This is a genomic window from Amycolatopsis sp. NPDC000009, assembly GCF_055563465.1.
Genome location: NZ_JBVHDI010000001.1, coordinates 775414 through 797710, shown reverse-complemented (window position 1 = coordinate 797710; position 22297 = coordinate 775414). Strand labels below are relative to the sequence as shown.

The 22297-nt window shown below is 69.3% G+C and carries 24 protein-coding genes; 8 read left to right on the top strand and 16 right to left on the bottom strand.

Going from position 1 to position 22297, the window contains the following annotated elements; all coding sequences use genetic code 11:
- Window positions 1–39 precede the first annotated feature (39 nt).
- A complete protein-coding gene (locus ACZ3HL_RS04045; protein ID WP_465528646.1) occupies window positions 40–354 on the bottom strand; it encodes a DMT family transporter in 315 nt (104 codons plus the stop codon).
- Window positions 354–1001 (bottom strand): FMN-dependent NADH-azoreductase, encoded by a 648-nt coding sequence (locus ACZ3HL_RS04040; protein WP_465528644.1) that lies wholly within the window; start codon window positions 999–1001, stop codon window positions 354–356. The genes ACZ3HL_RS04045 and ACZ3HL_RS04040 overlap by 1 nt, the downstream gene beginning before the upstream one ends.
- A gap of 94 nt (window positions 1002–1095) precedes the next feature.
- Between ACZ3HL_RS04040 and ACZ3HL_RS04035 the strand changes: the two genes are divergently transcribed.
- Window positions 1096–1680, top strand: coding sequence for a TetR/AcrR family transcriptional regulator (locus ACZ3HL_RS04035; protein WP_465528642.1), 585 nt, complete (start codon window positions 1096–1098; stop codon window positions 1678–1680).
- Here ACZ3HL_RS04035 and ACZ3HL_RS04030 read toward each other — a convergent pair whose 3' ends face one another.
- Window positions 1681–2079: an SRPBCC family protein gene (locus tag ACZ3HL_RS04030; protein ID WP_465528640.1), complete on the bottom strand. Its 399-nt coding sequence runs from the start codon at window positions 2077–2079 to the stop codon at window positions 1681–1683. It lies immediately after the preceding gene.
- A gap of 55 nt (window positions 2080–2134) precedes the next feature.
- Here ACZ3HL_RS04030 and ACZ3HL_RS04025 point away from each other — a divergent pair, with 55 nt between their 5' ends.
- From ACZ3HL_RS04025 to ACZ3HL_RS04015, 3 genes are read left to right on the top strand one after another with little or no spacing between them, the layout of a single operon-like run.
- Window positions 2135–2734, top strand: coding sequence for a CGNR zinc finger domain-containing protein (locus ACZ3HL_RS04025; protein WP_465412007.1), 600 nt, complete (start codon window positions 2135–2137; stop codon window positions 2732–2734).
- A gap of 18 nt (window positions 2735–2752) precedes the next feature.
- Window positions 2753–3802: a DUF2293 domain-containing protein gene (locus tag ACZ3HL_RS04020; protein ID WP_465528638.1), complete on the top strand. Its 1050-nt coding sequence runs from the start codon at window positions 2753–2755 to the stop codon at window positions 3800–3802.
- Window positions 3803–3841: 39 nt separating this feature from the next.
- Window positions 3842–4198 (top strand): DoxX family protein, encoded by a 357-nt coding sequence (locus tag ACZ3HL_RS04015; RefSeq protein WP_465528636.1) that lies wholly within the window; start codon window positions 3842–3844, stop codon window positions 4196–4198.
- Here the strand turns inward: ACZ3HL_RS04015 and ACZ3HL_RS04010 are convergent.
- The 5 genes from ACZ3HL_RS04010 to ACZ3HL_RS03990 form a co-directional block, all read right to left on the bottom strand.
- Window positions 4186–4848 (bottom strand): hypothetical protein, encoded by a 663-nt coding sequence (locus ACZ3HL_RS04010; RefSeq protein ID WP_465528634.1) that lies wholly within the window; start codon window positions 4846–4848, stop codon window positions 4186–4188. The genes ACZ3HL_RS04015 and ACZ3HL_RS04010 overlap by 13 nt on opposite strands.
- Entirely contained in the window at window positions 4838–5836 is a 999-nt protein-coding gene (locus ACZ3HL_RS04005) for an outer membrane protein assembly factor BamB family protein (protein WP_465528632.1), read from the bottom strand. Before ACZ3HL_RS04005 ends, ACZ3HL_RS04010 begins: the two co-directional genes overlap by 11 nt.
- 96 nt (window positions 5837–5932) lie before the next feature.
- Window positions 5933–8749 (bottom strand): vitamin B12-dependent ribonucleotide reductase, encoded by a 2817-nt coding sequence (locus ACZ3HL_RS04000; RefSeq protein ID WP_465412002.1) that lies wholly within the window; start codon window positions 8747–8749, stop codon window positions 5933–5935.
- Window positions 8750–8783: 34 nt separating this feature from the next.
- The gene (gene nrdR / locus ACZ3HL_RS03995; RefSeq protein WP_034311932.1) at window positions 8784–9272 is read right to left on the bottom strand and encodes a transcriptional regulator NrdR; all 489 of its coding nucleotides are present in this window, start codon (window positions 9270–9272) and stop codon (window positions 8784–8786) included.
- Window positions 9273–9566: 294 nt separating this feature from the next.
- On the bottom strand, window positions 9567–10061 hold the full coding sequence (locus ACZ3HL_RS03990; RefSeq protein WP_465528630.1) for a LysM peptidoglycan-binding domain-containing protein: 495 nt from the start codon (window positions 10059–10061) through the stop codon (window positions 9567–9569).
- A 317-nt stretch (window positions 10062–10378) separates the two neighbouring features.
- Between ACZ3HL_RS03990 and lexA the strand changes: the two genes are divergently transcribed.
- A complete protein-coding gene (gene lexA / locus ACZ3HL_RS03985) occupies window positions 10379–11095 on the top strand; it encodes a transcriptional repressor LexA (RefSeq protein ID WP_126734914.1) in 717 nt (238 codons plus the stop codon).
- Window positions 11096–11171: 76 nt separating this feature from the next.
- On the opposite strand, the gene ACZ3HL_RS03980 is transcribed toward lexA, so the two are convergent.
- The 3 genes from ACZ3HL_RS03980 to ACZ3HL_RS03970 all read right to left on the bottom strand — a co-directional run bounded on the left by ACZ3HL_RS03980 (window position 11172) and on the right by ACZ3HL_RS03970 (window position 14311).
- On the bottom strand, window positions 11172–12185 hold the full coding sequence (locus ACZ3HL_RS03980; protein ID WP_465528628.1) for a hypothetical protein: 1014 nt from the start codon (window positions 12183–12185) through the stop codon (window positions 11172–11174).
- Window positions 12186–12333: 148 nt separating this feature from the next.
- Window positions 12334–13770 (bottom strand): GTPase HflX, encoded by a 1437-nt coding sequence (gene hflX / locus ACZ3HL_RS03975; RefSeq protein WP_465411999.1) that lies wholly within the window; start codon window positions 13768–13770, stop codon window positions 12334–12336.
- A gap of 43 nt (window positions 13771–13813) precedes the next feature.
- A complete protein-coding gene (locus tag ACZ3HL_RS03970) occupies window positions 13814–14311 on the bottom strand; it encodes an ArsR/SmtB family transcription factor (RefSeq protein WP_465411998.1) in 498 nt (165 codons plus the stop codon).
- Window positions 14312–14372: 61 nt separating this feature from the next.
- Between ACZ3HL_RS03970 and ACZ3HL_RS03965 the strand changes: the two genes are divergently transcribed.
- Window positions 14373–15617, top strand: coding sequence for an MFS transporter (locus ACZ3HL_RS03965; RefSeq protein ID WP_465528626.1), 1245 nt, complete (start codon window positions 14373–14375; stop codon window positions 15615–15617).
- Here ACZ3HL_RS03965 and dapF read toward each other — a convergent pair.
- The 3 genes from dapF to ACZ3HL_RS03950 are packed head-to-tail and all read right to left on the bottom strand — an operon-like array spanning window position 15614 to window position 18037.
- Window positions 15614–16438, bottom strand: a complete 825-nt coding sequence (dapF, locus tag ACZ3HL_RS03960; RefSeq protein ID WP_465411996.1) for a diaminopimelate epimerase — start codon at window positions 16436–16438, stop codon at window positions 15614–15616. The two genes, ACZ3HL_RS03965 and dapF, sit on opposite strands and share 4 nt — an antisense overlap.
- A gap of 10 nt (window positions 16439–16448) precedes the next feature.
- Entirely contained in the window at window positions 16449–17351 is a 903-nt protein-coding gene (gene miaA, locus ACZ3HL_RS03955; RefSeq protein WP_465528624.1) for a tRNA (adenosine(37)-N6)-dimethylallyltransferase MiaA, read from the bottom strand.
- Window positions 17348–18037 (bottom strand): class III extradiol dioxygenase subunit B-like domain-containing protein, encoded by a 690-nt coding sequence (locus ACZ3HL_RS03950; protein ID WP_465528622.1) that lies wholly within the window; start codon window positions 18035–18037, stop codon window positions 17348–17350. The genes miaA and ACZ3HL_RS03950 overlap by 4 nt, the downstream gene beginning before the upstream one ends.
- A gap of 235 nt (window positions 18038–18272) precedes the next feature.
- On the opposite strand from ACZ3HL_RS03950, the gene ACZ3HL_RS03945 reads away from it, so the two are divergent.
- The gene (locus ACZ3HL_RS03945) at window positions 18273–19586 is read left to right on the top strand and encodes a DUF349 domain-containing protein (RefSeq protein WP_465528620.1); all 1314 of its coding nucleotides are present in this window, start codon (window positions 18273–18275) and stop codon (window positions 19584–19586) included.
- Between the two features lie 270 nt (window positions 19587–19856).
- Entirely contained in the window at window positions 19857–20315 is a 459-nt protein-coding gene (locus tag ACZ3HL_RS03940) for a hypothetical protein (protein ID WP_465528618.1), read from the top strand.
- On the opposite strand, the gene ACZ3HL_RS03935 is transcribed toward ACZ3HL_RS03940, so the two are convergent.
- Both ACZ3HL_RS03935 and miaB read right to left on the bottom strand, forming a co-directional pair.
- Entirely contained in the window at window positions 20312–20773 is a 462-nt protein-coding gene (locus ACZ3HL_RS03935; RefSeq protein WP_465528616.1) for an Rv2732c family membrane protein, read from the bottom strand. The two genes, ACZ3HL_RS03940 and ACZ3HL_RS03935, sit on opposite strands and share 4 nt — an antisense overlap.
- Window positions 20770–22284, bottom strand: coding sequence for a tRNA (N6-isopentenyl adenosine(37)-C2)-methylthiotransferase MiaB (miaB, locus tag ACZ3HL_RS03930; protein WP_465529103.1), 1515 nt, complete (start codon window positions 22282–22284; stop codon window positions 20770–20772). Before miaB ends, ACZ3HL_RS03935 begins: the two co-directional genes overlap by 4 nt.
- Window positions 22285–22297: the final 13 nt, after the last annotated feature.

The following is a 22297-nucleotide window of genomic DNA, read 5'->3' as shown; positions in this document are numbered from 1 at the left end:
GGAAGGGGACTCTCCGGCGGGAAAGTCCCCTTCCCGAGGTCACTCCGCGACCTTCGCCAGCACGACCCCTCCGACGATCAGCGCCATCGCGGCGAACCGGCCGAAACCGATCGGATCCTTGTGGATCACGATGCCGAACACGATGGCGCCCACCGCGCCGATGCCGGTGAAGACGGCATACGCGGTCCCGACCGGGATCGAGTCCATCGCCTTCGACAGCAGGTAGACCGCGGCGACGCCGAGACCGAAGCACAGCACGGTCGGCCACAACCGGGTGAAGTTCTCCGTCGGCTTGATGCTCTGTGACCAGGCGACCTCGACGGCTCCCGCCAGCAGCAGGATTCCCCAGCCCATCAGACTTCCCTGCCGGCTTTCTCGGCGCCGAGGAGTGCCTGCTCCCGCGACGCGATCCGCTCGGGATCGCGCGGGCTCAGCCCCGGGTCGACGAGGGCGTTCGTCAGTTCGGAGTTCAAGAACGTGACGTCCCGGACGTCGTAGTGCCCGGCGAAGAAGTCACGCAGGTAGCGCTCGTGGTGGTCGACCGGCTCGCGCGGCGTGCCGGGCAGATAGGTGCCGCCGCGTGCTCCCGCGACCACGAAAGCCTTGCCCGCCAAGGACATCTTCGGGAACGTGACCTGGTCGATCCACAGCTTGAGCGTCGCGGGGACCGAGAAGTTGTACATCGGCGCCCCGATCAGCACGACGTCGGCGGCGAGCAGCTCGGCCAGCAGCGGCTCGATGACCGCCCAGGCCTCGCGCTGCCCCGGCGTCTTCACCACCGAGGCGTAGCCGGCCGGATCGGTGATCCCGGCCTGGAGGAGTGCGTCGCAGATCTCGGTCCAGGCCTGGCCGATCGGCGGCACCGGGTCGGCGGCGACGTCACGGTAGGTGTAGCCCGCGCCCGGGTTCGCGGCACGCCAGACCTCGGCGAAACGAGCACTCAGCTCGCGGGAGAACGACGCGCTGCGGGCGCTGGAGTCGAGGTGGAGAAGGTGGCTCATCGGGGCCTCCCGGACCAGGAAGTGGACACGGTGTCCACTTGCTTCGCCGGGTACAAGTGGACACCGTGTCCGGATATTCCCTAGGCTGCGAAACATGCCAGAAGATCTGCTCGCGACCGGTCCGGGACGGGAACGCTCGGACGCCGCCCGCAACCGAGCGAAGATCCTGAAGGCCGCCGAAGAGCTCTTCGCGGCGCGCCCGGCCGCGGACGTCTCCATGGAGGACATCGCCCAAGCCGCCGGGGTCGGCAGGGCGACGCTGTACCGCCGCTACCCGGACCGCTCAGCGATCGCCGTCGCCCTGCTGGACGAGCATGAGCGGGAATTACAGGAGCGGCTGCTCACCGGCCCTCCCCCGCTGGGCCCCGGCGCGCCACCAGCCGAGCGGCTGGCCGCGTTCTACGCGGCGATGATCGAACTGCTCGCCCGGCACGCCCATCTCGTCCTCGGCACCGAGGTCGGGCATTCGCGCTTCAGCAGCGGGCCGTACCGGCTGTGGCGCACCCACGTCCGCCACCTCGCCGAGCAGGCGGAAGCGAAGGATCCGGACGCGCTCGCCGACATCCTGCTGGCACCGCTCGCCGCGGACGTCTTTCTTCACCAAACGGGCGAACTCGGCCTGAGCGCGGAACGGATCGCCGGCACTCTGACCGAGCTCGCCCGGCGAACGCTCTCCTGATCAGCCGGCGAGACCGTCGACGACCAGCTTCATCACGGCCTGCCAGTGCTCACGCTGCGCGGCACGCTCTTCCGGGCCGGCGAGCCGTTCTTGATGGAACACGACGGTCGTCTTGCCGGGTCCGGCCGGACGGAGCCCGACCTGGACCGTGCTCTCGTGATCCCAGTCCCTCGGACGCCAGGTGAGGCGGATCTTCTCCTGTTCGCGGTAGCCACGGACCTCGCCGACGGTGCCCTCGGCCGTCTCGTACGGCGCGCCCTTCTCCGGCTCCAGCCGCACGTCACCCAGCCAGGTCGCCAGGCCCGGACCCGAGAGGTACGCCCAAACCTGCTCCAGCGGATACGCCACCGTCTTGGACACGCCGATCTCCCAGCCCGCGTCCTTCGTCTTGCCGATCATCACGCCTCCGCCGTAACCGTCTTACCTGGTTTCTGAAACCGACTATAGTGGTTACATGACTCCGGGAACAAGACTGCTCGTCAACGCCCAGGGTGAGCGGTACCGGTTCGATCCGGGCAGCCTCAGCCTCGAACTGATGCTGACCGGCGGCCCTGGCCCGTACGAGCGTTACGAAATCGCGCACGCGCCGTCCGACCTCGCCGAGTGGTTCACCGGCTCCCGGCTGGCGCTCACCGCTCCCCTGACCGACGTCCGCATCCGCCCCGGCGAACTCGCCGCGCTCAAGGAACTGCGGGACACGCTCTACCGCGTCGCACCCGCCCTCGCCCGCGGCGAAGCGCCGTCGGACGACGACCTCGCCCTGCTGAACAGCGGGACCGCGGAAACGCCGAGGCCGCTCGTCGACCCGGGGACACGGCGGCTCGCCTGGGCGCCGCCCGTCACCGGGAAGCAGCTTCTCGGCGCCGTCGCCCGCGACGCCATCGGCCTGGTCGCGGGCGAGCGGTCCGGCCGCGTCCGCGAATGTTCCGCCGACGACTGCTACCTGCTGTTCTTCGACACCTCCCGCTCGGGCAACCGCCGCTGGTGCTCGATGGAGCGCTGCGGCAACCGCGCCAAGATCCGGGCGTACCGCGCGCGGACCGAGACCGCCTGATCGCTATGATTCCCGGCGATGCAAGGTGAGGCGAAACTGGAGCAGCGCGTCGTGGAGACGGCGGAAAAGCTGCTGTCCAAACGGAAATCGGTGACCGCGCTCGACGTCCTGACCGGCATCGGCTGGCTGCCGGAGAACGTTCTGAAGAGCTGGCAGCAGGGCCGGATCCCCGACCTGTCCACCGCGTTGCCGGTGAGCGCCGAGAAGCTGGACTTCGCCCTCGGCGCGCTTCACCGGTGGACGCGGGAAAAGGCCCTCGAAAGCTCGGAGATCGAGCACGTCGGCGCGACCCGCGACCGGGCGGTGCTCCGGGTGACCTCGGGCGAACTGGCCGGTCTCGAACCGCTGTTCCGGACGCAGTGGCTCATGCCGGGACTGTCCGAAGCCAAGCGCGCGCAAGTCCTCGCCCGGCAACGGAAAGCGCCGGATCTCGTCGTCTCCGTGGCGCTGAAGGACTGGACGTGCGCCGACTGCGGCGGCACCGGCGACCTGCTGTTCATGGAGAACGAAAAGCCGCACTGCCTCGACTGCGCCGACCTCGGTCATCTGGTCTTCCTGCCCGCCGGCGACACCGCCCTGACCCGCCGGGCGAAGAAGGCGAGCCGGCTGTCCGCCGTGGTCGTCCGCTTCAACCGGTCACGGAAGCGCAGTGAGCGGCAAGGGCTCCTGGTCGAGGAAGCGGCGCTGCGCGGCGCCGAGGAACAATGCCTCGCCGACGAGGACGTCCGGGAACGGCGCCGCGACCGGGATCGTGAACGCCGCGCCCACGAGGACGTCGAGTTCACCGCCCGGTTCCACACCGCGATCACGGAGATGTTCCCGGGCTGCCCGCCGGAGCGGGCACGCGCCATCGCCGAACACGCGGGCGTGCGCGGCAGCGGCCGGGTGGGCCGGTCGGCCGCCGGACGGGAACTGGCCGAACGAGCGGTGTTCCTCGCCGTCGTCGCGTCGATCCGGCATCTGGACACCGAGTACGACGACCTCCTCATGGCGGGCGTGGAACGGCAGGCCGCCCGCGACCGCATCCGCCCCGCCATCGACGCGGTGCTCGAACGCTGGCGTCCCTGACCACCGTCACGTTCCGGGCGCGGGCCTCGTCCAGGGGGCATGTTCACCGCATATCTCATCGTGACCATCGCGACGATCGCGATCAACGCCGGTATCGCCGCCGCCGATCTCGCGCGTGTCCCGTTCGTCCTCCAGAACTCCGCCGAGGTCGACGTCCCACAGTCCTGGATCCCGCCGCTGGCCGCGCTGAAGGCCGCGGGCGCCGTCGGGCTGCTGCTCGGCCTGGTCGGGGTGCCGTACATCGGGACCGCGGCGGCCGTCGGGCTCGTGCTGTTCTACCTCGGCGCCGTCCTCACCCACGTGCGGGCGCGCGTCTTCTACAACATCGCCTTCCCCGGCGGGTTCTTCGCGCTGGCGGTGGCGACCCTCGTACTCGACCTCGCTCAGGCCAGGTAGGGCCCGAAATGCTCGGCGACGACGTCCGCGACCGCGTCGGCGTCTTCCGAACCGTCGACCCACAGCACCCGGATGCCGAGATCCTCCGCGGTACGGACGGCGTCGTCGGCGACCAGCCGATCCCGTTCGATCCGGTTGCGCTGTGCGCGTTCGGGATCGCTGACCCGGTGTGCCACCGAGCCGGCCCGGGGCAGCACGCTGGCCTGGTGCTCTCGGAAACCGTCGGTGGGCACGATCACGATCATCCGCCGCGGTGAATCCAGGAGCGGCGCGACCAGTTCCGGGCGCAACCCCCAGCCTTCGGCGAGGATCGGGCGGCCGGAGACCAGCGCGCGCAGATCGTCCAGCGCCCATTCGAACCGCAGCGGGAAACCGGCGATCGTTTCGGCGGCCATCCGTTCGGGCGTCGTGTCCACCCAGACGGTCTCCGGGTCGGGATCCGCGGCGGGCCGTCCGTTACGGACGCGGTGAGCGATGCGGCGGTCTTGGTGAGCGCGGGCATCGTGGAAGTCGTAGTGGTAGACGGTGATGCCGTGGCGACGCGCGAGCAACCGGGAAACGGTGGACTTTCCCGCCCACTGGCCGCCGCAGATCCACAGGGCTTGGCCGAGGGTGCCGAAAGGGTCGAGGATTCCCCTGTCAATGGTCACCGGGGCTCCTGACGTCGACAGCGATCATGGACCCCTTCGCGAGTAGAACAAGCCTCGAAGGCGCTTGCTCGCGAACGTCCCTGATCCGCTGAGTGATCCTGACACGCTCATACACCGCTCCGGCCAAGTCGATCCGGAACAACGACCCACCCTCGTCGGCGATCGCGAACCCTCCGTCCACGGACGCGACCGAGGGGACGAACCGCCGGTCATGCCGGACCCTCCACCGCCCGGCGCCGTCCGACGGGTCGACCACCGTGAAACCACCACGCCGCTCGGCCAGCCACAGCAAGCCACCACAGAGGTCCACGGCTCCGGGCATGAGGTCGCGCTCGGCACGGACCACTGTCTCGGCTTTCGTCTCGGACAAGGCGATGCGTACGACCAAGCGATCGCCGCACCGCACAAGGAAACCGCCGCCACGTTCCGCACGAAACGCCGTACCGATGTCCGGCCCGACCAGAGGCTCCGGCAAGGACCACGTGGCGAGTTCCCGGCCGTCACCCCGATCGATCAATCGCACGGATTCGTGCCCCGGCTTCCCGACAAGAAACCCGCCCTCGGTCGCGGCAGGCAAGACGGTGCTGCCGTGCTCCCCCGCCCGCCAGCGCACAGCGCCGGTGCGCAGGTCCAAAGCGGACAGTGGCGTATAGCCGCGCCAGCCGCCCACCAGCACGAGGTCTTCGTTCACCACGACGTGACCGGCGAACGCGCCCGGTTCCATCTGCCAGAGATCTTCACCGGTTTCGATATCCAGGCAAAGCAGCCTGCCGCTGTTCTGCGGGATCACCAAGCAATACGGTTGTTCGATCACGACCGCACGCGGCCATGTCCCGACGGGGACATCCCAGCGCACCGCGCCACCGACGGGCTCCAACCCGGCCAATCGGGTACTTCGTTCGTGCACGACCAGATGACGTGCGGTGACCGCCATCGCGGACGGCGAGCCGGCTTGATGCAGTGGCCGTTCCCAGCGGACATCGAACACTGGACCAGTTCAGCAGCGGCCGGCCCACCGCACAACCGGATTCGCCGCCGCCTGCTTCGGTGGACGACCGAGTCGTCCACCGAAGCAGGATTGGGATCAGCTGCAGCCGGAGGTGGCGCCGCACCCTTCACAGGCGTAGCACGAACCGGCGGGCCGCATCTTGGTGCCGCAGGTCATGCAGAGCGGGGCGTCGGAGGCGGTGCCGAGGTTCAGTTCGACCAGTTCCGCCGTCGAATGCGCCATCTTGGCAGGCTCGGCGGCCGAAGAGTCCACAGTGGACCGAAGGGCGTCGAGGTCGACGTTCTCCGGTTCGGCGGCGGGTGCCGTGCCATAGTTCGCCTCGACCTGCGCCGAGCGCTCGTCGGCGGTGAAGATGCCTAGCTGCGAACGCTTCTCGTACGGCAGATAGTCCAGCGCCAGCCTGCGGAACAGGTAGTCCATGACGCTGGTGGCGATGCGGATGTCGGGGTCGTCGGTCATCCCGGCGGGCTCGAAGCGCAGGTTCGAGAACTTCGAAACGTAGAACTCCAGCGGGATCCCGTGCTGCAGGCCGACGGAGATCGACATCGAGAACGCGTCCATCACGCCCGAAAGAGTCGACCCCTGCTTGCCGAGCTTCACGAAGATCTCGCCGAGGCCGTCGTCCGGGTACGAACCGGCGTGCAGGTAGCCCTCGGCACCACCGACGGTGAACGACACCGTCTGGCTCGGGCGCTTCTTCGGCAGGCGCTTGCGGACCGGCCGGTACTCGACGACCTTTTCGGCCTCGGGCTCGGCCTTCTCCTTCTTGCCGGTGGAGAGCGGCTGGCCGACCTTGCAGTTGTCGCGGTAGATCGCGAGCGCCTTGAGGCCGTACTTCCAGCCCTGGAAGTAGATCTCCTCGACCTCTTCGACGGTCGCCGACTCCGGCATGTTGACCGTCTTGGAGATCGCGCCGGACAGGAACGGCTGCACCGCGGCCATCATCCGGACGTGCCCCATCGGCGCGATCGACCGCTCCCCCACCGCGCAGTCGAACACCTCGTAGTGTTCCTGGCGCAGGCCGGGAGCGTCGACGACGTGGCCGTGCTGGGCGATGTACTCGACGATCGCCTCGATCTGCTCGCCCTGGTAGCCGAGCGCCGCCAGTGCGCGCGGGACGGTCTGGTTGACGATCTGCATCGATCCGCCGCCGACCAGCTTCTTGAACTTGACGAGCGAGAAGTCCGGCTCGATGCCGGTCGTGTCGCAGTCCATCATGAAACCGATGGTGCCGGTGGGCGCGAGCACCGACGCCTGTGCGTTGCGCCAGCCGCTCTTCTCACCCAGTTCGATGCCGTGCTTCCACTCCTGCGTCGCGAGCGCGCGGACCGCGGCGTCGTTCGAGTGATAGGTCCGCACCAGTTCGTTGGCGGCGGCGTGCTTGCGCATGACCCGCTGGTGCGCCTCGGCGTTGCGCGCGTAACCCTCGTACGGCCCGACGACCGCGGCGAGTTCGGCGGAACGCCGGTACGAAACACCGGTCATCAGCGAGGTGATCGCGGCGGCGAGCGCGCGGCCGCCGTCGGAGTCGTACGCGTGCCCGAGCGCCATCAGCAAGGCGCCGAGGTTCGCGTAACCGATGCCCAGCTGGCGGAACTTACGGGTCGTGTCGCCGATCGCCTCGGTCGGGAAGTCGGCGAAGCAGATCGAGATGTCCATCGCGGTGATGACCAGCTCGACGGCCTTCGCGAACAGCGGCGCGTCGAAACCGCCGTCCTCGGTGGCGAACTTGAGCAGGTTCAGCGAGGCGAGGTTGCAGCTGGAGTTGTCCAGGTGCATGTACTCCGAGCACGGGTTGGACGCGGTGATCCGGCCCGATTCGGGGCAGGTGTGCCAGTCGTTGATCGTGTCGTCGTACTGCAGGCCCGGGTCGGCGCATTCCCACGCGGCCCGCGCGATGGTGCGGAACAGCTTCTTGGCGTCGACCCGGTCGATGACCTCGCCGGTCGTCCGGGACCGCAGGCCGAAGTCACCCTCGGTCTCGACGGCCTGCATGAACTCGTCGGAGACGCGGACCGAGTTGTTCGCATTCTGGTACTGGACGGAGGCGATGTCCGAGCCGGAGAGGTCCATGTCGAACCCGGCGTCGCGGAGGACCTTGATCTTCTCCTCTTCGCGGGCCTTGGTCTGCACGAACTCCTCGACGTCCGGGTGGTCGACGTCGAGTACGACCATCTTCGCCGCGCGCCGGGTGGCGCCACCGGACTTGATGGTGCCCGCGGAGGCGTCGGCACCACGCATGAAGGAGACCGGACCGGACGCGGTGCCGCCGGAGGACAGCAGCTCACGCGAGGAACGGATACGGGAGAGGTTCAGGCCGGCGCCGGAGCCGCCCTTGAAGATCAGGCCCTCTTCGCGGTACCAGTTGAGGATCGACTCCATGGTGTCGTCGACCGAGAGGATGAAACACGCCGAGACCTGCTGCTTCGACGTCGTGCCGACGTTGAACCACACCGGCGAGTTGAAGCTGAACACCTGGTGCAGCAGCATCCAGGTCAGCTCGTGCTCGAAGACCTCGGCGTCGGCGGGGCTCGCGAAGTAGCCGTGCTCGCGACCGGCGTCGACGTAGGAGCGGACGACGCGGTCGATCAGCTGCTTGAGGCTCTGCTCGCGCTGGGGAGTGCCGACGGCGCCGCGGAAGTACTTGCTGGTGACGATGTTCGTCGCGTTGACCGACCAGAAGCCGGGGAACTCGACGCCGCGCTGCTCGAAGTTGACCGTCCCGTCGCGCCAGTTCGTCATCACGACGTCCCGGTTCTCCCAGGTGACCTGGTCGTACGGGTGGACGCCCTCGGTGGTGAAGACGCGACGCACGGCGAGCCCGCCTGCCTGCTTCTTCTTCCCGCTCGTCCGCGTTGTGGCCGGGTTACCTGTTCCCACGGTCTCGGTCATGGGTCTTTCCCTCACTCCCACGCGGGAGGCGGCATCAGCCGTCTTTCGCGTCTTGATCGCTCTCGTCCGGTGTGGCAGCCATGGCCTCACGAAGGTCCGAGATCTCCTTCTCGAAGTCCTCGACCGAGGAGAAGGAGCGGTAGACACTGGCGAACCGGAGATAGGCGACGCCGTCGAGTTCGCGCAGGGGGCCCAGGATCGCCAGGCCGACCTCGTGACTCGGGATCTCCGCCAGCCCCGCCGACCGGATCGACTCCTCGACCCGCTGTGCGAGCTGCTGCAGCGCGTCGTCGTCGACCGGCCTGCCCTGACAGGCGCGGCGCACCCCCCGGACCACCTTGTCCCGGCTGAACTGCTCGGTGACCCCGGATCGTTTGACGACGGCGAGCACCATCGTCTCCGAAGTGGTGAAGCGCCGGCCGCAAGCGGCGCACGAGCGCCTCCGCCGGATCGCCTGACCCTCATCCACCTCTCGGGAGTCGACGACCCGAGAGTCCGCATGCCGGCAGAACGGGCACCTCATCCGCCGATCACCTTCCCCTCCGCGCCGGCCCCGAATGGACGCCCGTCCCGTCGCCACGCAACGACGAAAAGATCGACATGTGGACCGATCTGTGGACATCCGGTGGGTGAACACCGGCCAGCTGTGGACAACTGGTACCGAGTCTACCCCAAGCTATGGACCAACTACAGCCATGTAACTACTACATATAGCGGTGGAGACTAGGGTGAGGTCCGGGCACGCGCAAGCGCAACGACCGGGTCGGTCAGAGACGGATGAGGAGCTCACCCACCAGGGGTGAGAACGGCATCAGGATCACCTCCCACCCTCCGCGATCTCGGCCGCGACCGGCACCGTGAGCGGCAATCCGGGGACGAGAACGGCGTCTTCCAGGGAGTTGAGCTCCTTGATCTTCGCGACGACCGCGCCAGTGTCACTTCCTGGCGCGAAACGCGTCGCGAGATCGGACAGGGTCTCCCCCGAGGAAACCGACACCGTCGTGGTCCGTTCGGGCACCGCGGCACCCGGAACACCGGCCAAGAACAGACCCGATCCGGTGATGACCCCGGCGACGAGCAGAGCCATTCCGACGAGCGACGGCCACCTGAGCGGGAGCCGCCGCGGCGCCGGGCAAGCCGGGGAGGCGGTGGCGACACCGGGGCGGCGGCCAGCCACGACCCGCGCCCTGATCGGTGGGCGCAAGGGCTCGGCACGCGCGCCCCGCACCACCCGCACGGGCCGCGTCACACCTGCCGGAACGGACCTGGGGGAACTGGGCCGCACCAGTCCTCGATCGGCCAGAATCGACATCGGAACCTCCTCGCAACTCCTGCTGCGCTCGCACCGGGCCGCGACCCGGCGATCAAGATCGAACAAGCGTTCTATCGAACGCCCGTGCGAATGTGTACCACCTCCCACCGACAAAAATCGAGCGACACGGCGTGTCCATCGAACAGATGTTTGAAATCGTCGTCGCGGCGGGCTAACGTCGTTGACCAGGGCGTCTGCTGCGCGGACGCCGCCGGTGCCGTGGGCGGGAAGATCGTCCGCCACCGGCGAAGACACGCGAAGTCGGTCCGGGCGACCGGACGCACTGGGAGGCGACGCAGAGATGAAGGAGCGATACGGTGGCTAAGGAGAGCAAGGCGGGGAACGCGCCTAGGGGCTCGGGCAAGGTGCGCGCCTTGCCCGAGGTCTACGAGGTGGACGAGACCCTGACCGTGCGGCAGCAGCAGGTGCTCGACGTGATCAAACTGTGGGTGAGCCGGTTCGGCTACCCGCCGAGTGTGCGTGAGATCGGCGAGGCGGTCGGGCTGACCTCCACTTCGTCGGTGTCGCACCAGTTGCAGGCCCTGCAGCGCAAGGGTTATCTGCGACGCGACCCGAACCGCCCGCGTGCGGTGGGGGTGCTCGCCACGACGGACGACAACCCGATGGGCATCGACGTCGAGCAGCCCCAGTCGGCCGCGAAGGCCGCGTACGTACCGCTCGTCGGCCGGATCGCCGCCGGTGGGCCGGTGCTGGCGGAGCAGGCGATCGAAGACGTCTTCCCGCTGCCGAGGGAGATCGTCGGCGAGGGTGAGCTCTTCCTGCTGAGCGTCACCGGCGACTCGATGGTCGACGCCGCCATCACCGATGGCGACTGGGTCGTCGTGCGCCAGCAGCCCACGGCGGATCCGGGCGAGATCGTGGCGGCGATGATCGACGGCGAGGCGACGGTCAAGACGTTCAAGCGCAAGGACGGCCACATCTGGCTGATGCCGCACAACGAGGCGTACGACCCCATCCCGGGTGACGACGCCACGATCCTCGGCAAGGTCGTCGCCGTTCTTCGCAGGCTGTAGTCCGGAGCCGGAGCACGCCGGGATCCCGGGTCACCCGACCCGGGTCAGACTCGGCAGCTTCGGCAGACTCCCTCGGTCAGGCGCGCCGCTTGCGCAGCCTGCCGACCAGGAGAAGGCCGCCGATCACGACGACCGCGGCGATCCCGGCCTGCACGAACGGGAAGTCGGACCCCTGGCCAGAGCCACCGGCCGCGGAGGTCCCGCCCGACGTGCTGCCCTCGGACTTCGCCGCGTCCACGGCGAGCGCGGCCGCGCCCTTCACCGCACGGATCTGCTCCCCGACGCCCTCCCCGCCGGACAGCAGCGTCCCGTCCGGGTCGAAGGCGATCGCCTCGCCCTGCTTCTCGTTCGGCAAGGGCACGCGCACGGGTTCGCGCTGCAGTGCGCTCTTCAGGTCCCCGTCGGTGACGGCGTAGAGGTAGGCGTCGGTGTAGGTCCGCAACGCGACCACCGAGCCGTCGGCCATCGAGGCCGCGCCGGTCACCGTCATCGAGCCGATCGACCCGACGGGCCCGCCCGGCGTCGAAGTCTCCTTGATCTGCAACGACCCCACGCGCTCCAGCGGGGTCGGGCCGGGGCTGGCGAGCGGCCCCGTCGGGCGGTACACCTTCGCGTCGCCGAAGACGTCCTTGGTGATCAGGTACGGCGTACCCGAGCGGTCCATGATCAGCGCCTCGACGTCGTGCTGCCCATCGGGATAGGTGAGCCGGTGCAGCGTCGCCTTGCCCTGGGGAGTCAGCGAGATCAGCGCGACCGTGTCCCGCTTCTTGCGGTTGTCGCCGGTGTCGGAAAGCCAGAAGGTCCCGTCGGCGGCGCGGGCCAGGTCTTCGGGGTCATAAGGGTCCGTCGCGGCCGAGATGACCTTCTGGACCTTGCAGTCGCGGCCGAGGACGAAGACCTGCGTCTTGGTGCCGCCGTCGTTGAGGGCGTACAGGTGCTCTCCGTCGGAGACCAGGCCGGAGAGTTCGCTGAGCCGGGAGTCGCTGTTCTTGCACACCGGCTGCGGCGCCGGCACCTCCTGCGCCATGGCGGGAGCCGTCCCGCCGATGAACGCCACCAGCGCGACCGCGGCCGCGAAAATCCCCCGCACATCCACCTCCGTACCGTGGAACCCCTGAAGCCCCACACTACGGAGACGTCCGAGGCGGCGCGCAGTTCGGTGCGGATGCCAAAAAGACTCGTGAGTGGTACGGACGGTTAGAACCGTCCTTACCACTCACGAGGCTTTTGGTACTTGCCTACAGAGCCGAGCCGTCCGTCTGGAAGTCGCTCAGCGCCGCGGCCAGCTCGGGCCTGCCGCGGACGACGAGCCGCGTACCCGTCTCGACGTGCTCTTCCTCCAGCACCTCGCCGTCGGCGTGGGCGCGGGAGACGAGCTCGCCCCGCGAGTACGGGATCAGCACCTCGACCACGACCTCCGGCCTCGGCAACTTCTCCGCGATCACCTCGGCCAGCTCCGTGATCCCGGTGCCGGTCCGCGCCGACACCTGCACCGAACCGGCGAGCTGGTGCCGCAACCGGGCCAGCGACACCTCGTCGGCGGCGTCGGCCTTGTTGATCACCAGCAGCTCCGGCGGGAGCGGCTCGGAACGGCGCTTCGTGATCTCGGCGAGCACTTCGCGTACCGCGTTGACCTGCTCTTCCGGTGTCGGGTCGGCACCGTCGACGACGTGGACGAGCAGATCGGCACTCGCCGCCTCCTCCAGCGTCGAGCGGAACGCGTCCACCAGCTGGTGCGGCAGGTGCCGGACGAAACCGACGGTGTCGGTCAGCGTGTAGGTGCGGCCGTCGGGGGTCTGCGCCCGCCGGGTCGTCGGATCCAGCGTGGCGAACAGCGCGTCCTCGACCAGCACCCCGGCACCGGTCAGCGCGTTGAGCAGGCTCGACTTGCCGGCGTTGGTGTAGCCGACGATCGCGACGCTCGGCACCTCGTTGGCCACCCGTCGACCACGTTTGGTCTCGCGGATGGTGTCCATCGCGGCGATCTCGCGGCGCAGCTTGGACACGCGCTTGTTGATCCGCCGCCGGTCGGTTTCGAGCTTCGTCTCACCCGGACCGCGCAGACCCACACCACCGTTGGCGCCGCCCGCCCGGCCACCGGCCTGCCGGGACAGCGCCGCACCCCACCCGCGAAGCCGCGGGATCAGGTACTGCAGCTGGGCCAGCTCGACCTGCGCCTTGCCCTCCTTCGAGCGGGCGTGCTGCGCGAAGATGTCGAGGATCAGGGCGGTGCGGTCGATGACCTTCACCTTGACCTTCTCCTCCAGCTGGCGCAGCTGACCGGGGGACAGCTCACCGTCGCAGATCACCGTGTCGGCACCGGTGGCCGCCACGATCCCCCGCAGTTCCTTGACCTTGCCCGAGCCGATGTAGGTGGCGGGATCCGGGCGGATCCGCCGCTGCACCAGGCCTTCGAGTACCTCGGAGCCCGCCGTTTCGGCCAGCCGGGCGAGTTCGGCGAGCGAGGCCTCGGACTGGAGGGCGCTGCCCTCGGTCCACACACCGACCAGGACGACGCGCTCCAGGCGCAACTGCCGGTATTCGACCTCGGTGACATCCGCGAGTTCGGTGGACAGGCCCGCTACCCGGCGGAGCGAGGCGCGGTCCTCGAGCTCCAGTTCGCCGGTCGATGGGTCCATGTCGTCGTTCAGATCGTTGTGTGTCAGTTCCGTCATCGTGCCTCCATGGTCCCACGTTTCGGCGGCGGGACCGAATTCATTACCTGCTGGGATATTTCGACAGGTAGATGGCCGTGCGTTTCGCTTCCGGGTCGGCCGGCCGGGAGATGAAGTCGTCGACGAGCTCCATCAGCCGTGTCTCGAACTCGGCGATCTGCTCGTCCGGTACCTGCACGACTAGGCGCGTCTGCTGCACCTCGTCGAATCCCACGTCGGCGATCTCGGCCAGATAAGCCTCGAAGATCGCCTGATCGATCCCCCTGTCGCGGGAATCAAGATGCCACGACAACCCGGTCGAGCGATACGGAATTTCTTTCGCACCGCGCGTGCCGCGTCGCGGCGGGAGCGCTTCGAGGAACCCTGTGTCGACGAGTTTGCGCACGTGGTGCAGCGTCGTCGCGGGGTCGCGATCGAGTCGTTCGGCGAGTTCCTTGTTGGTCAGCGCCTCGGAGTAGGTCAACCGGATGATGCGCAACCTTATTCCGGAGGCCATCGCGGCGATCTCGGCCTCGGTGGCGGCGCGACGTTGAGTGGGCACCGGGACAGCCTAGAGCCGAAAGTGATTGACAGTTTCCAATCACTCAGGCCAAGGTGGCGTCGTGCGCAAGGAATCCCTCTTCTTCCACGCCGACTTCCGGCGGCTCTGGGCGGGCGACACGGCCAGTCAGGTGGGCGCTTTCGCCGGTCACACCGTGATTCCCCTGCTCGCGGCCACCGTGCTGGCCGCGACACCGTTCCAGATGGGACTGCTGACCGCGGCCGAGACCATCGCGTTCCTGATCATCGGGCTGCCCGCCGGAGTGTGGGTGGACCGGATGCGGCGGCGGATGCTCATGCTGCGGGCCGACTTCGTCCGCGCGGCGTTGCTGTTCACCGTTCCCCTCGCCTGGTGGGCCGGCGTGCTGTCGCTGACGCAGCTGATCGTGGTCGCCACGCTCGTCGGCGTCGCGACGGTGTTCTTCGACGTCGCCTACCAGTCGTATCTGCCGTCGCTGGTCGGCCGCGAGCATCTGCTCGAAGGCAACGCGAAACTCCAGGCGAGCCAGTCGGTCGCGTTCCTGACCGGGCCGGGTATCGGCGGCGGGCTCGTGCAGCTGGCCGGCGCGGCCAACGCCGTGCTGATGACCGGCGTGGGTTTCCTGACCTCGGCGCTGTGCCTGCTGCGGATCCGCACCGTCGAAGACGTCCCCGAGCAACCCGAAGAGGCGAAGCTGCTCCCCCAGATCGCCGAGGGACTGCGGTTCGTCTTCAAAGACCCCGCGCTGCGTTCGATCGTCGCCTGCACCGCGACCGCGAACCTGTTCAACGGCGCCTTCACCGCGATCGAAATCCTGTTCCTCAACCGGGAACTCGGCTTGTCACCGGCGGTCGTCGGCGCCGTGCTGGCGACCGGTGGCGTGGGCGGGATCATCGGGGCGATCCTGGCCGGGCGCATCACCCGGCGGATCGGGCAGGCGCGATCGATCTGGTTCGTCCCGCTGCTGACCTGGCCGTTCCAGCTGCTGCTCCCGCTCGCCGCACCGGGCTGGCGGATCGTCCTGTTCCCCGCGGCGCTGGCGATCGCGGGGTTCGGGATCATCGTCTACAACGTCGCGCAGGTCTCGTACCGGCAGGCCGTCTGCCCGGATCGGCTGCTCGGCCGCATGAACGCCAGCGTGCGCTTCGTGGTGTGGGGGATGCTGCCGCTGGGCGGACTGGTCGGCGGTGTACTGGGCGAGGCGATCGGGATCCGGGGGACGCTGTGGTTCGTCGCGGTCGGCGAGGTGGCCGCGGTGCTGTGGGTGGTCTTCTCGCCGATCCGGAAGCTTCGTGACCTGCCGCGCGAACCGATCGCCGTCGGCTAACCGAGCCCGGCCCACCAGGCTTCGTCGAGCTCTCCGCGGGCGACGATCTCCGCGGGGCCGGTCAGCGTGGACGACCCGCGGCGGATCCCGACCACCACGCGGCCGCCGGGGATGTCGACTGTGGCTTCCCCGGCGTCGGTGCCCGCGAGGTGCAGGGCGGCGGCGACCGCGGCGACCGTGCCGGTACCGCAGGACCGCGTCTCGCCGACGCCGCGTTCGTGGACGCGCATCTTCAGCGCGTCGTCGCCGAGCAGGTTGATGAACTCGAGGTTCACGCCTTCCGGGAACACGTCGGAGTCGAAGTCGGGCTGGTCACGCAGGTCGAGGACGTCGACGTCGTCCTCGACGACCGACACCAGATGCGGGTTGCCGACGTTCACCGCGACACCGGAGAACGGCTGCCCCGCGACCACGGTGACCGAGGTCCCGGTGATCGTCGCCGGGCCCATTTGCACGGTCACCGACCCGTCCGCGTGCATCTGGACCGGCCGGTCTCCGGCGCGGGTGCCGATGACGAAGTCGCGCTCGGACACCAGCCCGGAATCGACCAGGTGACGGACGAAGACCCGGACACCGTTGCCGCACATCTCCGCGATGGACCCGTCGGCGTTGCGGTAGTCCATGAACCATTCGCCGTCGGATTCCACCCCCAAGGCCGCCGAGCGCACGATCCGCAGCACGCCGTCGGCGCCGAGACCACGCTGGCGGTCGCACAGCGCCGCCACCCGTGCTTCGGTCAGCTCGAGGCGGCCGTCGGGGTCGGGAAGCAGCACGAAATCGTTCTGTGTGCCGTGTCCCTTAAGGAATTCGATGCCGCCCATGCCCGCAAGATTACTGGGCCGTCGCTTCGAGGACGCGCTCGGCCAGCCGCTCCGAACCGCCGTCGAACCACTGGATGCGCTTGTCCCGCCGGAACCAGGAACGTTGCCTCCGCACGAACCTCCGGGTGGCCTGCGCGGTGGCCTCGGACGCGGCCCGGAAGTCGCCGTCGCCGTCGATGGCGGCGATCACCTGCTGGTAGCCCAGCGCCCTCGACGCGGTGAGCCCGTCGCGGAGCCCCCGGCCCAGCAACGTCCGGACCTCGTCGACGAGTCCCGCTTCGAACATGAGCTCCACGCGGCGGTCGACGCGGCTGTCGAGTTCGGCGGGTTCGCGGTCGATGCCGATCAGGACCGTGTCGTAGCGCGCGGGCCCCGGTTTCGGCAGGTTGGCCGAGAACGGTTCGCCGGTGATCTCGATGACCTCCAGCGCGCGCACGATCCGGCGGCCGTTGGTCGGCAGGATGGCCGTGGCGGCGACGGGGTCGAGTTCGGTGAGCCGGGCGTGCATCGCGGCGACGCCGATTTCGTCGGCCTCGGCGGACAGCCGGGCCCGCACGTCCGGATCGGTGCCCGGGAACTTGAGGTCGTCGAGCACGGCTTGGACGTAGAGCCCCGACCCGCCGGTGAGGATCGGCACGCGTCCGGCGTCGAGCAGTTCTTCGACGCGGGCGCGCGCGTCGCGCTGGTACGCGGCGACGGACGCCGTCTCGGTGACGTCGAGGACGTCGAGCAGGTGATGCGGCACGCCCCGCCGCTCTTCGGGGGTCGCCTTGGCCGTCCCGATGTCCATCCCGCGGTACAGCTGCAACGCGTCCGCGTTGACCACTTCACCCCCGAGGGTGAGGGCGAGGTCGACCGCCAGCGCGGTCTTCCCGGTCGCCGTGGGCCCGACGACCGCGACCGGCCGGATCACGCGTGTTCCCAGACCGCGACGTGGTAGCCGACGCCGAACGGCGCGGCGGAGTAAAGCACCTCGGCGGTCCAGCCCCCGTCCGCCGCCAGTCCGGCGAGGACCTGCCAGGGCGCGCGGCCACCCGCCCCGAGTTCGGCCGCCAAGGCCGGGTCGAGTGCGGACAGCGCGCTCGTGTCGGCCTTGGCCAGCGCGTCGCGGATCCCGGCGTCGAACTCCTCCGCGCGCTCGTCCTCGCCGCCGGGGGAACGCGGGCCGTGCCGGCTCGAACCGTCGCCGAGGACGAGTACCGCGGCGGGCTCGCCCAGCCCACGGGCGAGCTGTTCGCACTGGCCGGAGGGGGTGGCGGGGTCGACGAGGTGGACCCGGACCGACGACGCGCCGCCCTGCTCACGCAGCCAGCCGGCGACGAGCGCGGGCAACGGCAGCTCTGTCTCGGGCGCCGTCACCCGGCTGAGTGAGACACCTAGGTCGACACCGAAGCCGCGGAAAGACCCGCTCGCGTGCTCCGGCACCTCGGGCGCCCCCGCGGCCGCGCCGATGACGACCCACTCCGGCGAAACGCCGGTCAGGCGACCCGCGGCGGTGAGGCAGGCTTCACGCAGCTCGGCGCACTCGTCCGCCGCGCCGGCGGCGAGTTCGGGGATGAGCAGCGGGGGTTGCGGGAGCATGGCGACACGGCGGATCACGGCCGCCGACGTTACCTTCCCCGCCTCCGAAGACGAGCAACCGACCGCCACGGAGGGTCCACCGGAAGTAGGATCACTGCCCTCTGGTGATTCATCCGGTTCCACGGTGGACGCTGAGCTGCTTGAATGCCGCAAGGGACTGACGCCCCCGAAGCAAGACGGCAACGCATTACCCGGCCCCGCCACTAGGCGGGGCGCCCGCGCCAGCGGGCGTACAGGCGATAAGGAGCCTGCGATGGCCCAGGAGAACACGTCCACCGGTACCCCGGCACCGCACCCGGTACCGCACGCGCTCGGTGGCGGGCACCCCGCACCCCCCGTGCCGCCCGCCGAGCCCAGCCCGTCCGCTTGGGGCAGGGTCGACGACGAAGGAACGGTCTACGTCACCACACCCGACGGCGAGCGCGCGGTCGGTGTCTGGCAGGCCGGGAGCCCGGACGAGGGTCTGCTCCACTACGCGCGCCGCTTCGACGACCTGCGCACCGAGGTCGAGCTGCTGGAGACGCGGCTGGAGTCCGGCGCGGGCGATCCGAAGCACGCGCTGGCGACGGCCACGCAGCTGCGTGACGGTCTCGCCGAAGCCGCCGTCGTCGGCGACATCGCCGCGCTGAGGGGCCGCATCGAGCAGGTCATCGCCCACGCCGAGAAGGCTCTGGCCGCGGCCAAGCAGGAGCGTGAGGAAGCCCGCGCGGCCGCCGTCGTCCGCAAGCAGGCCCTCGCCGACGAGGCCGAGAAGCTCGCCGCCGGGTCGACCCAGTGGAAGGCCGCCGGCGACCGGCTGCGCGCCATCCTGGACGAGTGGAAGACCGTCAAGGGGGTCGACCGCAAGACCGACGACGAGCTGTGGAAGCGGTTCTCCAAGGCCCGGGAGGCGTTCAACCGGCGCCGCGGCTCGCACTTCGCCGAGCTCGACAAGCAGCGCGCCGGCGCCAAGCACCGCAAGGAAGAGCTGATCGCCGAGGCCGAGGCGATCTCGGAGTCGTCGGACTGGGGTGAGACGGCGGGTCGCTACAAGGACCTGATGACCGAGTGGAAGGCCGCCGGCCGCGCCCCCAAGGACAGCGACGAGGCGCTCTGGCAGCGCTTCCGGGCCGCGCAGGACAAATTCTTCGCCCGGCGGTCCGCGGTGTTCTCCGAGCGCGACGCCGAATTCGCGACCAACGCGCAGCAGAAGGAGGAGCTGCTCGTCGAGGCCGAGAAGATCGATCCCGCCGCGAACTTGGAGGCGGCGAAGCAGCACATGCGGCGTATCCAGGACCAGTGGGACGAGATCGGCAAGGTCCCGCGCGAGCGCATCCGTGAGCTGGACGGGCGGCTGAAGGCCGTGCAGGACGCGATCAAGGCGGCCGAGGACAGCAAGTGGCGCCGGACCGACCCGGAGGCGCAGGCCAGGGCCGCGCAGTTCCGCGAGCGGGTCGAGCAGTTCGAGTCGCAGGCGGCGAAGGCCCGTGCGGCGGGCGACGAGCGGCGCGCGAAGAAGGCGGACGAGCAGGCCGCGCAGTGGCGTGAGTGGCTCGAGGCGGCGGAAGCGGCCATCGCGGACCGCTGATCCGGGTCCGTCCGTGAAGGCCTCCTTGCCTACCCTGAGGGTAGGCAAGGAGGCCTTCACTACCTTCAAGCACCGACCTCCCGGCTGAGCTCGTTGGGACTCGTGGTCAGGCTTCGGCACGATGAGGGGAACGTCGAGGGACTCTGGGTCCCTCAAGGAGGCCTTCACGGCCATCGGGCGGCGGGACGCGTCACTCCACTGTGGAGGGACACCTAGCACCTTCGTGCGTATTCGAGCGCTCTCCGCGCTCAACCGTGGTCGACTTCGATCATGAACCAGACACTGATTCCCCCAGTACGCCGGGCGTTCGCCGCCCTGGCGATCAGTTGTGCTCTGGTGGCCGGGCTCGCCCCGGCCGCGGCGGCGACCGGTTCCCCGGCACCGCTCCCGGCCTCCTCCGAAGCCGGAAAGAAGAAGGTCAAGCTCGACGCGTCGCTCAGCAAGAAGCAGGTCAAGGTCAACGAAAAGGTCACCCTCAAGGGGACCCTGCAGGCCGTGGCCGGCGCCCGGGCCGACGGCACGGACAGCCTCGAAGCGATCATCGTGCAGCAGCTTCAGGGCAGTGTCTGGGTGAACATCGCCGACACGACCTGCCGGCCCAACTCGACGTTCTCCCTGAAGCTGAGCTTCTCCTTCAGCGCGGTGGTCACGCTCAGGGCCTATCACCCGGAAACGACGCTCTACGCGAGCGCGTACACGTCCAGCAACCTCACCCTGCGGGTCGGCTAGCTGCGCGAGAACGCGGCCCGCATCCAGTAGACGGCCAGCGCGACGGTGGCGATCCAGGCGACGATCAGCCCGATGCCCGGACCGCCACCGGCCGCGCCGGTCGCGTTCGAGGACTGCTGGGACCAGATCGCGAGCATTCCGTCGACGGAGGCGAACCAGCCTCCGGCGGCGCAGACCCAGGCCAGCCACCAGCGCCGGGTCACCAGCGTGACGGCCGAGACGAACACCCCGACCCCGGTGGAGGTCGCGGCGAACAACTGCGGGATCCCGCCGCCCTTGCCGAGCAGCACCTCCCAGCCGGCGTGCTCGCCGACCCAGGGCAGCAGCTGGGCGACCAGCAGCACGAACACCAGCACGGCGATGGTGAACCCGCGCCTGCCCAGTTCGATCGTCTTGGCCGCGCGTTCGCCGACCTCGTCGATCTCGGCGGCGAGTTCGTCGATCTTCGGTTCGGTCACAGTGCACACCCGCTCACCGGTTCCGGCGTGACGGCCGGGGCACCGAAGCCCGGCAGGCCCAGCGTCACGCCGTTGGTCTTCGGCCGCAACCCGGCCTCGGAGTTGTCGCCCGCCTTCGTTCGGCGGTGCGACAGCAGGTCGCCGTCGGCGACGAGATGGTGCGGAGCGCCGTAGGTCACCACGGTCTCGACGACGTCGCCGGGCCGCACCGAACGGTCCACGAGCGGTCCCGTCGGCGTGAAGTGGACGAGCCTGCCGTCCCGGGCGCGGCCGCTCATGCGCTGGGTCTCGGTGTCCTTGCGGCCCTCGCCGGAGGCCACCAGCAGCTCGACGCGCCGCCCGACGATCTTCTTGTTCTCGTCCCAGGAGATGTCGTTCTGCAGCTTCACGAGCCGTTCGTAGCGCTCCTGCACGACCTCCTTCGGCAGCTGCCCGTCCATCTCGGCGGCGGGCGTGCCCGGCCGGATCGAGTACTGGAAGGTGAACGCGCTGGAGAACCGCGCCTGCGCGACGACGTCGAGCGTCGCCTGGAAGTCTTCCTCGGTCTCGCCGGGGAAACCGACGATGATGTCGGTGGTGATCGCGGCGTCGGGCATCGACTCGCGCACGCGGTCGAGGATCTTGAGGTAGCGCGCCGAACGGTAGGACCGCTTCATCTCGCGCAGCACCCGGTCCGACCCGGACTGCAGCGGCATGTGCAGCTGGTGGCACACGTTCGGCGTCTCGGCCATCGCGTCGATGACGTCCTCGGTGAACGCCGCCGGATGCGGCGAGGTGAACCGGACCCGTTCCAGCCCGTCCACCGAACCGCAGGCGCGCAACAGCTTCCCGAACGCGAGCCGGTCGCCGAATTCGACGCCGTAGGAGTTCACGTTCTGGCCCAGCAGGGTCACTTCCAGCACGCCTTCGGCGACGAGCGCCTCGACCTCGGCGAGGATCTCGCCGGGGCGGCGGTCGCGTTCCTTGCCGCGCAGCGCCGGGACGATGCAGAAGGTGCAGGTGTTGTTGCAGCCGACCGAAATCGACACCCAGCCCGCGTACGCCGAGTCCCGCTTCGCCGGAAGCGTCGAAGGGAAGGTCTCGAGCGATTCGAGGATCTCGACCTCGGCCTCGGCGTTGTGCCGCGCGCGCTCCAGCAGCGTCGGCAGCGAACCGATGTTGTGCGTGCCGAAGACGACGTCGACCCAGGGCGCGCGCTTGACGATCTCGCCGCGGTCCTTCTGGGCGAGGCAGCCGCCGACGGCGATCTGCATGTCCGGCTTCGCCGTCTTCTGCGGCCGCAGATGGCCGAGGGTGCCGTACAGCTTGTTGTCCGCGTTCTCCCGCACCGCGCAGGTGTTGAACACGATCAGGTCGGGTGTGGCCTCGCCGTCACCCGGTACGTAGCCGGCGTCCTCGAGCTGCCCGGCAAGACGTTCGGAGTCATGCACGTTCATCTGGCAGCCGAAGGTGCGGATCTGGTAAGTGCGCGCGCTCATCTCGCCTTCGAGGGTACGCGGGCGGGGTTCCATGGCACGATCGACC

Bases quoted from the DNA above. Each gene is read 5' to 3' on its own strand.
- dapF (WP_465411996.1), bottom strand. From the start codon at position 16,438: ATGGGCGGCATCGAATTCCTTAAGGGACACGGCACACAGAACGATTTC.
- ACZ3HL_RS04045 (WP_465528646.1), bottom strand. From the start codon at position 354: ATGGGCTGGGGAATCCTGCTGCTGGCGGGAGCCGTCGAGGTCGCCTGG.
- ACZ3HL_RS04020 (WP_465528638.1), top strand. From the start codon at position 2,753: ATGCAAGGTGAGGCGAAACTGGAGCAGCGCGTCGTGGAGACGGCGGAA.
- ACZ3HL_RS03940 (WP_465528618.1), top strand. From the start codon at position 19,857: ATGAACCAGACACTGATTCCCCCAGTACGCCGGGCGTTCGCCGCCCTG.
- ACZ3HL_RS04000 (WP_465412002.1), bottom strand. From the start codon at position 8,749: ATGACCGAGACCGTGGGAACAGGTAACCCGGCCACAACGCGGACGAGC.
- ACZ3HL_RS03945 (WP_465528620.1), top strand. From the start codon at position 18,273: ATGGCCCAGGAGAACACGTCCACCGGTACCCCGGCACCGCACCCGGTA.
- ACZ3HL_RS04015 (WP_465528636.1), top strand. From the start codon at position 3,842: ATGTTCACCGCATATCTCATCGTGACCATCGCGACGATCGCGATCAAC.
- ACZ3HL_RS03990 (WP_465528630.1), bottom strand. From the start codon at position 10,061: ATGTCGATTCTGGCCGATCGAGGACTGGTGCGGCCCAGTTCCCCCAGG.
- hflX (WP_465411999.1), bottom strand. From the start codon at position 13,770: ATGACGGAACTGACACACAACGATCTGAACGACGACATGGACCCATCG.
- ACZ3HL_RS04035 (WP_465528642.1), top strand. From the start codon at position 1,096: ATGCCAGAAGATCTGCTCGCGACCGGTCCGGGACGGGAACGCTCGGAC.
- miaB (WP_465529103.1), bottom strand. From the start codon at position 22,284: ATGGAACCCCGCCCGCGTACCCTCGAAGGCGAGATGAGCGCGCGCACT.
- ACZ3HL_RS04040 (WP_465528644.1), bottom strand. From the start codon at position 1,001: ATGAGCCACCTTCTCCACCTCGACTCCAGCGCCCGCAGCGCGTCGTTC.
- nrdR (WP_034311932.1), bottom strand. From the start codon at position 9,272: ATGAGGTGCCCGTTCTGCCGGCATGCGGACTCTCGGGTCGTCGACTCC.
- ACZ3HL_RS04030 (WP_465528640.1), bottom strand. From the start codon at position 2,079: ATGATCGGCAAGACGAAGGACGCGGGCTGGGAGATCGGCGTGTCCAAG.
- ACZ3HL_RS04025 (WP_465412007.1), top strand. From the start codon at position 2,135: ATGACTCCGGGAACAAGACTGCTCGTCAACGCCCAGGGTGAGCGGTAC.